This is a genomic window from Leptolyngbya sp. PCC 6406 (genome assembly GCF_000332095.2).
Lineage (GTDB): Bacteria > Cyanobacteriota > Cyanobacteriia > Phormidesmidales > Phormidesmidaceae > PCC-6406.
The window spans coordinates 1,781,910-1,795,389 of the sequence record NZ_KI913949.1; the positions used below are offsets into that span (position 1 = coordinate 1,781,910).

Annotated in this window: 12 protein-coding genes; 5 read left to right on the forward strand and 7 right to left on the reverse strand. The window is 53.5% G+C overall.

What is annotated here, in order from left to right:
• Positions 1-5: 5 nt before the first annotated feature.
• Positions 6-1,289 (reverse strand): polyamine aminopropyltransferase, encoded by a 1,284-nt coding sequence (speE, locus tag LEP6406_RS0208120; RefSeq protein WP_008312370.1) that lies wholly within the window; start codon positions 1,287-1,289, stop codon positions 6-8.
• A gap of 503 nt (positions 1,290-1,792) precedes the next feature.
• On the opposite strand from speE, the gene LEP6406_RS27070 reads away from it, so the two are divergent.
• The 3 genes from LEP6406_RS27070 (at position 1,793) to LEP6406_RS27080 (ending at position 4,002) form a co-directional block, all read left to right on the forward strand.
• Positions 1,793-2,539, forward strand: a complete 747-nt coding sequence (locus LEP6406_RS27070) for a TVP38/TMEM64 family protein (RefSeq protein WP_008312372.1) — start codon at positions 1,793-1,795, stop codon at positions 2,537-2,539.
• Positions 2,532-3,455, forward strand: a complete 924-nt coding sequence (locus tag LEP6406_RS30105; RefSeq protein ID WP_008312374.1) for a helix-turn-helix transcriptional regulator — start codon at positions 2,532-2,534, stop codon at positions 3,453-3,455. Before LEP6406_RS27070 ends, LEP6406_RS30105 begins: the two co-directional genes overlap by 8 nt.
• Before the next feature lie 250 nt (positions 3,456-3,705).
• On the forward strand, positions 3,706-4,002 hold the full coding sequence (locus LEP6406_RS27080) for a DUF1330 domain-containing protein (RefSeq protein ID WP_008312376.1): 297 nt from the start codon (positions 3,706-3,708) through the stop codon (positions 4,000-4,002).
• On the opposite strand, the gene LEP6406_RS27085 is transcribed toward LEP6406_RS27080, so the two are convergent.
• From LEP6406_RS27085 to LEP6406_RS0208160, 6 genes are all read right to left on the reverse strand, one after another.
• Entirely contained in the window at positions 3,989-5,098 is a 1,110-nt protein-coding gene (locus LEP6406_RS27085; protein ID WP_051463643.1) for a two-component system sensor histidine kinase NtrB, read from the reverse strand. The genes LEP6406_RS27080 and LEP6406_RS27085 overlap by 14 nt on opposite strands.
• A gap of 205 nt (positions 5,099-5,303) precedes the next feature.
• Positions 5,304-5,477, reverse strand: a complete 174-nt coding sequence (locus LEP6406_RS33550) for a hypothetical protein (protein ID WP_008312378.1) — start codon at positions 5,475-5,477, stop codon at positions 5,304-5,306.
• A 409-nt stretch (positions 5,478-5,886) separates the two neighbouring features.
• A complete protein-coding gene (locus tag LEP6406_RS0208150; RefSeq protein WP_008312380.1) occupies positions 5,887-6,543 on the reverse strand; it encodes a peroxiredoxin-like family protein in 657 nt (218 codons plus the stop codon).
• A gap of 76 nt (positions 6,544-6,619) precedes the next feature.
• Positions 6,620-6,952, reverse strand: a complete 333-nt coding sequence (locus LEP6406_RS0208155; protein ID WP_155834656.1) for a DUF1816 domain-containing protein — start codon at positions 6,950-6,952, stop codon at positions 6,620-6,622.
• A 47-nt stretch (positions 6,953-6,999) separates the two neighbouring features.
• Positions 7,000-7,110: a DUF2949 domain-containing protein gene (locus LEP6406_RS31015; protein ID WP_155834800.1), complete on the reverse strand. Its 111-nt coding sequence runs from the start codon at positions 7,108-7,110 to the stop codon at positions 7,000-7,002.
• Positions 7,111-7,128: 18 nt separating this feature from the next.
• Positions 7,129-8,364, reverse strand: a complete 1,236-nt coding sequence (locus LEP6406_RS0208160) for an ISL3 family transposase (protein ID WP_027268755.1) — start codon at positions 8,362-8,364, stop codon at positions 7,129-7,131.
• A 1,264-nt stretch (positions 8,365-9,628) separates the two neighbouring features.
• Here LEP6406_RS0208160 and LEP6406_RS0208165 point away from each other — a divergent pair.
• Entirely contained in the window at positions 9,629-11,902 is a 2,274-nt protein-coding gene (locus LEP6406_RS0208165) for an MASE1 domain-containing protein (protein WP_008308141.1), read from the forward strand.
• Between the two features lie 37 nt (positions 11,903-11,939).
• Positions 11,940-13,403 (forward strand): flavin monoamine oxidase family protein, encoded by a 1,464-nt coding sequence (locus tag LEP6406_RS27090; RefSeq protein WP_008308139.1) that lies wholly within the window; start codon positions 11,940-11,942, stop codon positions 13,401-13,403.
• Positions 13,404-13,480 lie beyond the last annotated feature (77 nt).

The following is a 13,480-nucleotide window of genomic DNA, read 5'->3' on the forward strand; positions in this document are numbered from 1 at the left end:
CAAGCCTACCGAGTCAGCAGGGTGCGGATGAAGGTGGGCAGGCAAAAGGCTGCTTGGTGAATGTCAGCGTTGTAGTATTGCAGATTGTGGGTCTGGGCAAACTGGGCAGCGCGATCGCGATCCAGATTCTCTACCGGATGGATACCCGCCTTGGCGCAAAAGGCAAAACTCCACATCCCCGTAGGGTAGGTGGGGATAAAGGCCAAGTAGCAATGGACCTGGGGCGAACCAAAGATGTCTTGGAGACAGTGGTTAAGGTCCACAAAGGCAGGCTGGTTAAAGCGGGGGGATTCACTCTGGGCCGTCATCAACCCCCCCGGTCGCAGACAGCGATGGACATCAGCGTAGAAACTATGGCTAAATAACCCCTCCGATGGCCCCACCGGGTCGGAGGAATCCACCACAATTAGGTCATAGGCATCAGCGGGGGACTGTTTTACAAAATCAATGCCGTCCCCAATGATCAGATTCAATTTAGGATCATCCAGCCCCGAAGAGAGGGAAGGGAGATATTGCCGAGAGGCCCGCACCACCACTTCATCGATTTCCACCATGGTGATGGATTCCACCGTAGAATGCTTGAGGATTTCCCGGACACTACCCCCATCGCCACCGCCGATCACCAGCACGTCTTTGATATCGGGACGGCTGATCATGGGGACATGAATAATCATTTCGTGGTACGCCTTCTCGTCCTTCTCTGAGCACATCACCATGTTGTCAACGGTGAGCATTTTACCGTACTCAAAGGTGTCGAAAATTTCCACGGTTTGAAAGGGAGATTTTTCGCGGAAAACCCGATCCCCTTTGTGGCGAATGGAGAGGGCAATATTTTCGTTGCGATCGGTGAACCACACACTGCGGCTATGGCGCGGGGCGACCAGTTTTTGGGTGGCGTCATCCCGCAATTCCCCTAGGTCCACTTCAGAGCGCTCTAGCAGTTCCAGTTGACCGCGATTCAGCTCAATGGCCGACCCGTGCTCTGCTTCAAAGGCGGCTTTCAAAATCTCGTAGGAGGTCCAGGGATTGACGGAATAGCCACAGGTGAAAAGATCGACCGCCGCATAGCGATATTCTGGCCATGTGTGGATGGCAAGGTGACTTTCTTGAATTACCACCACCCCCGATACGCCAAAGGGGGAAAAATGGTGGAACACGGAGCTGATGATGGTGGCTCCTGATTCCTTCGCAGCGGATAACATACTGGATTCGATGCGAGGGACATCATTCAAGACTTCGGAGGAGCAGCCATAGAATTCCACCAAGATGTGACGGCCAAGTGAGTTCATTGTGATTTTATACACCTCCAAATAATGTAAGCGAATCAGTTAGGCATTCAGTCAATTCTTAGCTGTATCTCTACAGGGAACCTTGAACATAATAGATGGGTTTAAGGATTGTGTCGCACAAAAGTCTCATAATCTCCTTGTCCATTCTCAAGTGGAGTCAGGATATTCTCAATAAGGCCGATTTGTCGAGAGACTCTAAATGATATAGCGATCCTGAATAAACTTTAAGCAAGTGTCTTCGTGGTTTTTCTCCTAGTGGAGACGCTGCACGTCTGACCGCTGTGCGGATAGTTCTTGGCTTTGCCACCCCAGTAGGTCTAGGTGACATCTGTAGTCTTATTTCGGGGAGTTGGGATAAAACCCGCTAGGGCGGCCACCCAGCCCCAACCCGAGATGGCTTTCTCAGCTTAGGCTCAAGCGCCTCTCAGCATTGGTCGGCATCTTAGAAACAGAGAGCAGTCTGACCCAGCTCTCTGTTTCTTTTGCCCAGGGCACCCCCATTTATGGCTCACCCCCATTCTGCCGATGGTCTTCACCCATCCACCCATCTACCCACCCATCTACCCATCCACTCGCTCATCCTTGCCGTCATCCTTGCCGCCCTGGCCCTGCTGGTTTGGCTACTGCTCAAGGATCAAACCGCCCTGTTTACCCCCGCTGGGCTGAGGCAGGCAGTAGAACACCTGGGCCACTGGGGGCCAATGCTCTACATTGGGACTCTCGCCCTGTCGGTGGTCATCAGCCCCATTCCGGGTGCGCCCTTGGTGGTAATGGGCGGGGTGATGTGGGGGCCAGTGGCCGGGGTTTACGCTGTGGTCGGTGGCTTTGCCGGTGGTCTGATCGCCTATGCGATCGCGCGCACCCTGGGTCAGGCGGCGGTGCAGAAGCTCACCGGGCGATCGCTCACCCTTGCCGCCGAGGGCGAAGATATTGGAACTGGGCTGGTGCTAGTCAGCCGCCTGCTGCCGGTTCTGCCCTTTGGCTTTTTGAGCTACGGCTGGGGCATGGCCAACGTTCCGGCTCGGTCTTATGCGATCGCCACCCTAGTAGGTATGACGCCACCCACACTGCTGTTGAGCTATTTGGGTGAGAACTTTACCGCTCAAGCGTCTGGGACACTGGTCTTGACCGCAGTGGTGCTGCTGTTGCTGGTCGGCCTTCCCCTACTACGGCGCGGTGCTCCCCTCAATCTGCAAGATCTGATCCAGATGAGGAACACCCTCCCAATTCTAGTTAGATTTCATGATTAAAGTTCCCGAGTATCTGATTTCTCAGCAGCGGCTATATGCCGTAGAGGCGGATGAGGCCACCTATGTAGAGTATGTTCAGCTCCATCGGCAAACTCGCAAAGTTGTTGAGGTGACGAAGCATACCCTGATGGTGACTCTCCAGGGTGAAAAAATCGTCCATACCGCCCATAGTGATTATCATCTAGCGCCCGGTGCAGCGATCTTTCTGGGTAAAGGGGCCTATGTCACCTCAGAATTGCTGGCGGCGGACAATAAAGCTTACCAAGCCCTACTCTTTTTCTTGGATGACGGGTTTCTAAACACCTTTATTACTGAAAGCAATCTCCTCCCTTTAACAGAGCTTACGTCCGAAAAATTAGGTAATTTTCAAAATGATCCTATTGTTTTTTCCATCGTAGTTTCGCCCTTTCTCAAAGCTGGAGTAGACTCTCTTTTGCCTCACTTTACCCATCAGTCGATATATAGCAAACACCTGGTCAAGCTAAAACTCTATGAAGTCTTGCTCAGCCTGTTGGAGACCAGTGCGAAACCAGCGGTTTTCAGCTTGTTAGCCGCGATCTCAGCCCAGCAACCTCTCGACCTAAAATCCTTCATGGAAAGGCATTTTACCGAGCCCTATACTTTGCCTCAGTTTGCCACCGCCACCGGGCGTAGCCTCACGAGCTTTAAGCGAGACTTCGCTGATTTATTTCACGACACTCCCAAGCGATGGATTACCCAAAAACGGCTGGAGCGTGCCCATTTATTACTCAGCAGAACCGGCAAACCCGTGACTGAGGTTTGCTATGAGGCGGGATTTGCCAACCTGTCTCATTTCATCGTTCTATTTAAAGAGAAATATCAAATTACGCCCAAGCAGTTGCAACAGAAGGTGGGCTCGAACCATCGATTCCAAACGGTAGCCCTAGGGAACTAAATTCAACAAAAAAAAGCCTGAATCTGGGAGTTTTAAGTGAGGATGTTGGCTAGGCTTGATTTACGTCAACACCACCAGTAATAGAAGGAACAATACCATGATGCTCTGGCGATCCAAACGACTCCATCCAAGGTTGAAATCTGTCGTCAGTAGCGCCGGATTGTTGCTGCTGTTGTCAGCTTGTGGTGGGGCTCAACTCTCTACCTCACTGGTTCCTGTCCCTACTTCGACCTCTCAAGGAGACCCTCCCATGTCTGAAACATCGATTCTCATTGTCAATGCTGTGGTGAACCCTGCCGAAGCTGCGGCGCTAGAGCAGTATTCAACCCAGGTGACGGCTCTCTTTAAAGCTGCTGGGGCAACACCCTTGGGCCGCTACCGCCTAATCGAACCAGTGTTGGGCGATCGCCATCCTACTCTGGTGGTAATGATGGAGTTCCCGTCCGATCAGGCTATTCGTGAGGTTTTTGCCAGCGAGACCTATCAACAGTTGACCCCTGAACGGGAGAAGGCGTTTGAAACCTTAGAAGTGTTTATTGCTCGCTAACGCGCAAGGGCAGCATGATGCGTACCGTTGTACCAGCCTCGGCGGTGGACTCAATAGCAACCTTCCCGCTGTGGGCAGCCACAATCCGCTTGACGATCGCTACCCCCAGACCATTGCCTCCCAGCTTGGTGGTAAAAAAGGGCTGCCCCAGCTTGGCCAATACCTCTGGGGGAATGGGGTCACCACCGTTATGGACGCTAATGCACACGGCCTGGGGGAGTGAGGTAATGCACCAAGTCACAGTATCACCAGGGGCAACAGCTTCGCAGGCGTTGCGTACCAGGTTGATAAACACCTGCTTAAGCTTGTCGGCATCGCCGTCTATCCATGCTTCGGGCAGGTCAGATTCCAACACCAGCGATCGCCCCTCCACCGCCAGCAGTTCTGTCAGCCGAGGTTGGATATCCTGGCAGAACGCTGTTAGGTCAAGGGGTTTGGCCTCTAGAACCGGCTCGCGGGCATACTGCAAAATCTCACTCAACAACTGCTTCAGGCGATCGGCCTCCTCTAAGGCTAGGTCAAGCCGCCGTTGAGCACGGTCGCTCAAATCCATATCTCGAAAGGACTCTAGCCCCATCAGGATAGTGGTCAACGGGCTGCGCACCTCGTGCACAATCATGGCCGCTAGTTCACCAATTTCCGCCAAGCGCTCCATGGCGGCCTGGGCCTGCTTGCGCTCGGTAATGTCGCGCACCATAGAAATAATGCAATCCTGACCATCTAGTGAGACGACTGCCGCCGAAATTTCTGAGGGGACTGTAACGCCTGATTTCGTCATACAGGAGAGTTCGTTAGTCCAGCCGTGGCCCTGTTGCAAAACGGTAAGGCCGAAGGTCTGGAACTTAGATAGCTCGTGGGGATGAATTGAAGACACTGCCACAGAATTCAACAACTCCTCACGGCTGTAGCCCAAGAGTTTACTGGCTTTGGGGTTGGCTTCAAGAATACGATCGCCCTTTGGATCAATTACAAAAATAGCATCGTTAGAATACTCAAAAATCTTGCGCAATCGCTGCTCACTAGAACTCAGGGCCTCTACCGTCTGCTGCTCTAGCCGGTCTAGCTGCTGCTCCTGTGCAGAGGACGATTCTGCCATCGGGTTAGCCATCATTGAAGGTGGGCTTCCCTACCGTAGCAGATCACCAAAAGTGGCCCAAAGTCTGGAGCTTGGACCACTTTTGGTGCTTATGTTTTAAGGGGAGGTGAGGGGTGATCAAAGGCCGTACACTAGAGCGTTATCCTAGCCTCGGCAATGCTCCATCACCATTGTCCCCAGTGCACTGGTCAATACTGAACTGATATTAAGCTTGGCGCTGAGCACGGTTGTACTCTTGAAGCTCCATTAGGGTAACTTCGCCATCGCCGTTGAGGTCGGCGGCGGGGTCATTGAAGTGGGTCTGACTGGCATTGGCGGTAGAGGCCATAGCCAGCGTAGACATGACCAGTACCAAACCAGAAAGTAGATAGCGTTTCATCGGGTTCTCCTTTGCAAAGGGATGAGCTTTGCTTGCTTTGTGGTCTATGGTTTCTATAATGCGGTGCCCCCCTGAGAGGCAGATAAATGTAGCGTAAGATACGCTTAGAGTTGTCTGAGAAAGAAATTAGGGTATCAACTCAAAGCGGGACAAATCTTCTGGGGAGGAGTTAGGAGCTAGAATTTAGTACCCTCCTGGCTCCTAACTCCTGAATTCCTCGAAGCCCATATTGTCTCGGCTTACGTTGATGCCGGGAATTCTTTGAGGGTGTTGTTGCCAGGGTCAGGGAAAATTCAGGCCGTTAACCTGTGCTAGGAGTCAAAAAAGCCCTGGAGTTATGATCTCCAGGGCAGTTTGGTGTGGACCTGGAGATCACTCTCCAGGGTGTTCGTGAGCGAACGATGAAAACCTAGGCCGCTACCGCCAACTGTTTGAGGGCTGCGACGATGCCCTCTGGGTCTTGCCGCTGCTGATAGTCAGTGTTGACAAAGGCGTGGACGATGGTGCCATCGGTGGCGACCACATAGGTGGCGGGCAGCGGTAGCTCAAAGCTGTCGTCGCCGTTGTAGGTTGGAATGTCGATGCCAAAAGAGTCATAGATAGGTCGCAGCGCTTCGGGTATCGTAAACACCAGACCAAATGCCTTGGCTACCCGATTTTTCTCATCGCTCAGCACCGGAAAAGCCAACTCGTACTTTTCCGCTGTCGATAGTGAGTTGTCAGGCATCTCCGGCGAAATTGCCACCAGGGTTGCTCCCTGGGCCTGAATCTCAGGCAGTGCCTGCTGCAAAGCCCGCAGTTCTAAATTGCAGTAAGGGCACCAGCTGCCTCGGTAAAAGCTAATCACCAGTGGTCCAGTTTTTAGCAAGGTGGGCAAGCTGACCCACTGTTTTGTGGCATTGGGCAGCGTCACGTCAGGAATTTTGTCACCGACATTTAGGCTCTGCGCCAGAATACTAGAATTGACTAAGGTTTCAGCCGCTGCGGTCATTTGAGCCTTAACGTCATCGGGCATTTGAGCTGCTATGTCAACAGCGAGGTTGGCTAGGTCTTGGGTTAACCCCATAGAAAAACTCCAAATTCGACGGTGTTCCATAAATCACTATATCGAGGTGAGATGAGAGTACCCTGAGCTGCGGCATCTAGTCATGGCTAATCGTGAGTTGCCGAGGTCTGACTCGCCGAATCTCCACACTAATTCCCTCGGCCCCCTCGTGCATCAAATCATCGACAAAGCTTGGCCAGTGACACTGAGCGGCTGGTTGGGTCACAAAGGGGCCAAAGAAATAGGTGCAGTTGGGCGCAGTTGTAGTGATTTCGACCCAGTAGGCTAACCCTAGGCGGTTGAGCCCATCGAGGAACCAGTCGCCCATAGGTCGCTTTACCAAGGCAGATCCAGGTTTCTCACCGGGGATATTCACGGGCGGCAATACCCACCACTGGGGTGTTTGGGGCTGAGGTGCATGGGGAGCCATAGCGTTGTATTAAACCTTAAATAAAAGTCTGCCAGGGTGTAGTCACACTACACCTGTTCCAGCCAGTCAAAGATGTCTTCTAGTTGGGCCAAAGAAACCAAGCCATACTGCCAAAGCACCATAGGCAACTGGTCAAAGATGCCATGGCAATGCCTAATCCGGCTCTTCCGGTCTGGCTATGGTGTTTCAAAAGGAAATACCCACGGCAACAAAGCTCTTAACTTGAAATTGTCAAAATTGCCAAAGCCATAACCTAATCTCTTGATCAACTTAAGCTTGTTATTTATTCCCTCCACAACCCCATTAGTTATTCTCAGTTCAAAGTATGATGTCACCTCATCAAACCATCGTTTAATCGTGCCACAACTCTGATTGAAAAATGTCGATGAATCCGCCATCCAGTCCAGTAACTTTAACGTCCCTTCTGCCCAATTCTCGAAGGATTCAAAGATTTCTCTGAACTCTTCTTTCAATCGATGCATCGTTGCTAATTTAGGGGATACTTCGCTCACTTCTATGAGCTTCTTCTTCTGTTTCTCATTCAAATTCCCTTCGTTCTTTAGTAACGCATACTTACTGCCATTAAGACCCTCTATGACGCGCTCCCTCTCAGCCTTTTTTGCGATCTTCTTGGCCGCTCTCTTCTCCGCTTTCCGTTCGTTATCTAACTCCTCATTGACGAGTTTGGTGACATGGAATCTATCCGCGACAATGGTCGCATTCGGCATCATCTCTTTTACCAAACTTTGGTAGGGCTTCCACAGGTCTATGCTCACCCCTTCAATCCCCTCAAGCACCTCTGGTCCCCATTGGCTAAGGACTTGGCGCAATCCCTCTTGTGTTCGTGAGGGTAGAAGGGTGATCGGCTGGTGCGTCTCTAGGTTCACTAGCACCCCATAATAGTTACCCTGACCTTTGACGACCGCTATCTCGTCTATCCCGAGATATCTAATCGGTTCTGGGCTCTCGGGTAAATACGCCTTTCCGGCATCCTTTATCATCGTCTCAATCTGCTCGTCACTCAGCCCTGTCCGAGCCGCCACACTGTGAATGCTACTCCCTAACACTTGGCCGACAATCTGCTTCGCTAGCCGCTGCGTATACAACCGCCTTTTCTTAACAAAGGCCAGTTCTTCGCTAAACACTTGTCCACATTCCTGGCACCAAAACTGGCGGCGATTGACTCGCAACACTACGGGCTGTTGATTCCACGGCAAATCCTCAATGTTATACCGATGATTCTCATGCAAATGACGACTTCGCTTCCCACACCGGGGACACTCTGCATCTCGGCGGGTGGGGCTAATTACAAAAAATAGCCCCACCCCATCTATCATTGTCATATCCTCTACTTTTGTCTCAGGAAGACCCAGTAGCTCTGTCAATTGCCTCGCGTCAGATTCTGTGATCATGGCGCTCACCCATATATGGCGACTTTCTCTCACCCTTTAATTCTAGCCAATCCCTTGTATATCAAACACTTCACGCCTTTCTAGCGTTTATTTCTCTCTCCATTTCCCCTGCTCAGTAGCCCTTTGTCCATAGCCAGACCGGAAGAGCCCCTAATCCCCACCTGCAAAGACTCGTAGGGAATACCTAAATCATCAGATAAATAATCGATCAAGTCCTGATGTTGAAGGGGCGATCGCATCGATGAAATCCCGATCTGGTAGTAGCTTACGGAAGATATATTATTATTTTTTGGAGATCACAACTCCAAGAGGCATTGTAAACAATATTTTCTTACCCTATCCAGAACATCAACAGTCATAGAGAAGAATGATGCCTCAGCCTCTAAAACTGTATTACTAACCATAAACCACTATCTATGGGCCTAACTTAATCTTCCCTGAGAACTTTATGAGAAACACTAAAATAAATATTTATAGCAATTCCCTAATGTATGAGGGATACCTCAACTTAATGACACTTCGGCGAACAAGGGGTTTAAGCCCCTTGTCTATCCTTAACCCGAGGGAGAACCGCTATAGTTATATGAAACGCTTTTTCAATCGATCGCTATAGCGTTTCTCAATCAGGAAAACTTTGATGGGTTGGAGATCCTCAAAATTTTCCTGTGCCCATTTCCCCTAGGTGTGGCCTTTCTGCGGTGCATTGCCTCGCGTTTCGCAAGCGACATAAAAGGCAAAGCCACGCCTTAGCATTATGCACTCCACGAAACTTCTTTTCCTAGTTCCCAGGCTCTGCCTGGGAATCTTCACCGAGGCTCTGCCTCGTCATTAGAAGACAAGAATATTTCTGCCGTCGAGTACTAAACCTTGCCCAAGTCCAGAAGTGGAGTTTCCTCGTTGGGGAAACTCCACTTCTGGACTTGGTATAGTGCTGGACGGCTTAAATACTCTAATCGTTCTATCGTGGCACACCTCGGCCCCTCATCCTAGCCCTCTCCCCCTGGGAGAGGGGACCAGAAAATGTTGGGCTGGTGCGACGATGATAGCTAAACTTATGCCGTCGAGTACTAGGCTAACTAGTACTCGACGGCAGACTTTTGCTATGAGTCAGGGAGTTCACCCCCTGGTGGTTGTGGCCGGAGTCTTCTAAGCCAATTGGTCAAAAATCAAGGGATTGAGGTGGCTTCCGGATAGGGTCTAGGGGACTGGTTAAACTAGGAACGCCAGCAGGGTGTGCTTGGGCAAGCTTAATTGATTGTAGGCTATGGCTTTTTCTCCCTCTCCGGTGCGGGGGTGGCGCTACCTGGCTTTGGTGGCGCTGGTTTCCATCACCTATTTTTTAATGGCTCGGTTGTCCATCATTGCCCTGGGTATTGAGGCTAGGGCGTCTCCCCTGTGGCCTCCGGCGGGCATTGCCTTGGCCGCTGTGTTGCTGGGGGGACGGCAGCTTTGGGTCGGGGTGGCTTTGGGAGCCCTGGGGGTGGCACTGTCCTTTGGGGTGCCTTGGTGGAGTGCGGTGCTGGCGGTCCCCGGTAATGCCTTGCAGGTGATTGCTGGGGACTGGTTGCTGCGGCGCTACGGTTTTGATCCTTCCCTGCGACGGGTGCAGGAGGTGCTGAAGTTTTTGCTCTTGGCGATTCTATTGACGCCGATGGTGAATGCTACCTATGGCACGTTCCATGGCTACTGGGTGGGTACGGTGGTGGCGGGGGAGGTGGTGAATAACTGGGTGTTGCTCTGGTTGGGGGACGGCATGGGGATTTTGGTGGTGACCCCAGTGCTATTGGTGTGGCTGGGGAGCAATGGTGGGCGCAGTTATCCCCTAGGAACTAGAACGACCCTCAAGGGCCACCATGGGTTTCTGCCTCAGCGCCGAGAAACCCGTGGTGGGTTGTCCCTGCCCCCACAGCCCCCGGCGTGGAAACTGGAGGTTTCCCTGTGGCTGGGGATGCTGCTGAGCATTAGCTGGATCGTGTTTGGCTCTACTACCGGCAGCGCGATCGCAAATTATCCCCTAGAGTATCTCCCCTTTCCCTTTGTGGTGTGGGCGGCGTTGCGTCTGGGGATTCGGGGCACGGTGCTGTGTAGCCTGCTGGTGTCCATTGTGGCGGTGATTGGGGCGGTGCTGAGCGGTGGCCCCTTTATCACCAAGGCCGATGGCAATCTAGAGCAGGCTATTCTGCTGATGCAAGCCTATATTTCCGTAGTGGGGGTGACGGCTCTGGTGCTGGCGGCCACCGTGGCGGAACGGCAGGAGAGCGAACGCTTGCTGATGCAGAGTGAGGCCAGTCTGGCCAATGCCCAGCGGATTGCCCGCATTGGCAACTGGGATTTGGCGCTGGCTCCGGGTACCCCCGCTGATGTCGGGATGCAGTGGTCGGAGGTGCTGTACCGCATTTTGGGTTACGACAAAGACACCACGGCGGCGAATCGGGAGTTGTTTCTCCAGCGGGTGCATCCTCAGGATCGGACCCTGGCGGAGAATGCCTTTCGCACAGCCCTGGACAATCTCACCCCCTACAGCTTGGACTATCGCCTACTGCTGCCGGATGGCACCGAACGCACCGTGAATGAGCAGGTGGAAATTCACCCCGCTGGGATGACGGGCACCGTGCAGGATATTAGCGATCGCAAACAGGCCGAGGCTGTTCAGCGGGAAAGCGAAAAACTCAGAACCACCCTGTATCGCTACATGACCCAGGATCTGGCGGAGCAGTTGCTCCAGAGTGGCCATACCAATCTGGGGGGCGAGCGCCAGTTTGTCTCCATCCTATTTTCCGACATTCGCGACTACACCACCCTGACGGAGACCTTGGAACCCGAGGCGGTGGTGGCCTTTCTCAATACCTATTTTGAGAGCATGGTGGATGGGATTTTTGCCCACAAGGGCACCCTGGACAAGTTTATTGGCGATGCCATTATGGCGGTGTTTGGGTCTCCCATTGCCCAAACCGACCATCCTCAACGGGCAGTCGAGACAGCTTTGGAAATGCGGCAACGGCTGCGGCATCTCAATCACCAGCGTCAAGTGGCGCAAGAATCCCTCATCAAAATCGGTATCGGCATCAACTCCGATTATGTGATCACGGGCAATATTGGCTCTAGTAAACGCATGGAGTTCACCGCCATCGGCGATGGGGTCAACCTCAGTGCCCGCCTAGAAAGTGCCACCAAGCAGTATGGTTGTGACATCATCATTAGTGAAAATACGTACCAACGGTGTAGCAACCTCGTGGTCCGAGAGCTGGATTACATCTGTGTTAAGGGCAAGCACCTGCCGGTCCACATCTACGAACTCGTGGGCTTGGCATCGGATTTCCTCTCGGATCAGCAGTATCAGGTGATGGATCTGTACAGGCAAGGGCGAAAATACTATCTGGATCGGGATTTTGAAACTGCGATCGCATCTTTTAACGCCGTCCTCGCTATTTCCCCCCAGGATCAAGCCGCCTCCCTCCAGATCCAACGGTGCCATGATCTGCTGCAACATCCTCCCCGAGAGGATTGGGATGGCTCTTGGCAGCTCACAATGAAATAAGGCTATTTCCATCCCCCGTATTCCATCGCCCTTCCCCATGACCCTTCCCCCCCAGTCGGTTTCTGCCCCTGCGCTCCCATCCTCATCGGCGGCAGAGAGTCTACTGTCGGAGGCCCCCATCGCCACCCTGGTGGTGGGGGCGGGGTTGGCGGGGTTGGTGGTGGCCTATCGACTGCGGCAGGCGGGGCAAGCGGTGACGGTGGTGGAGGCCCGCGATCGCGCTGGAGGGCGGGTACTAACGGTGCCCCAAGCCCTGGGCACTGCGATCGCAGCGGAGCTAGGGGGAGAAGCCTTTGACTCTGGCCACATTGCCAGCCTTACCCTAGCCCAGGAACTCGGCTTGCCCATGACCGATCTCTGGGCCACGGCTCCCCCCAGTGACGGCGGCCTTTGCTGGTTTGATGGCCAATCTTGGGATCGCACGGCTCTGATGGCGGAATTCACCGCCGGGATGCAGGCCCACGCGGCTGACTGGGAGGCGGTGCAGCAGTTTATGGCCGACGGGGTGAGGACGGCGGTGATAGCAGCTCTAGATGCCCTGTCCATTCCCGCCTATCTGGACCACATGGGGCTATCGGCACCCCTCCAGCGCTGGGTCTCCGTAGCCTATACGATCAAATACGGCATGGAAGCGGCTGAGCAGTCCAGCCTGAATCTGCTCTCCTTTTTCCGCAGTTCAGCGGACTGTGAGGAATTATTTGGCGGCAGTGATGAACGCTTCTATCTGCGGGGGGGCAATGGCCAATTGCCCAGCGCCCTAGCGGCGCAGGTGGCCGACGCCCTGGTGTTGAACACTGCCCTGACAGCTTTGGAAACAGCTCCCGAGGGGGGCTATTGGGCCACATTGCAAGCCCCGCTGGAGCCCCCGCTGGAACAGGGGACAACCATCCACCGGGTCAAGTGCGATCGCGTCGTGCTGACCATCCCCTTCTCCGTCCTCCGCTCCATTCCCCTAGACCTAGACCTGCCGCCCCAACAGCGCCGCGCGATCGCGGAATTGGGCTACAACACCCCCACCAAAGTCATTACCGCCTACGATGCCAAACCCTGGCAACATCGGGCCAGCCAGGGCGTAGCCTATACCGATCTGCCCCTACGCCACTGTTGGGAGGCCAGCGACAGCCTCCTGACCCCAGGCGGCGGTTTACTCGTCGCCTATCTAGGGGGTAAAACTGGACAGGCGGCGTCAGACAACAGCCTAGAGGGGGCAACTGCTGCGGTGCTCCAAGACCTAGGGGAAATTTTTCCAGAACTCATGGGTCACCATCTCCCCGTCGGTAGCCTCCGCAGCCCCTGGCTCACCGATCCCTACAGTCAAGGGGCCTATTCCTGCTATCGGGTGGGTCAGTGGACCGCCTTCTACGGCTGGGAGGGACAACGGGCGGGCAATGTTTGGTTTGCGGGGGAACATTGCTCCCGTCGCTACCAGGGCTATATGGAGGGAGCCTGTGAAACTGGGGAACAGGTCGCCCTAGAGATTTTGATGGACCTATCGCGTTAGACCTCCGAGGTTTAGTCTAGGACGACCTGTATCCTTCCTGTACTATCTGGGGCAATATTGATTCCGGAGGCGGAAAA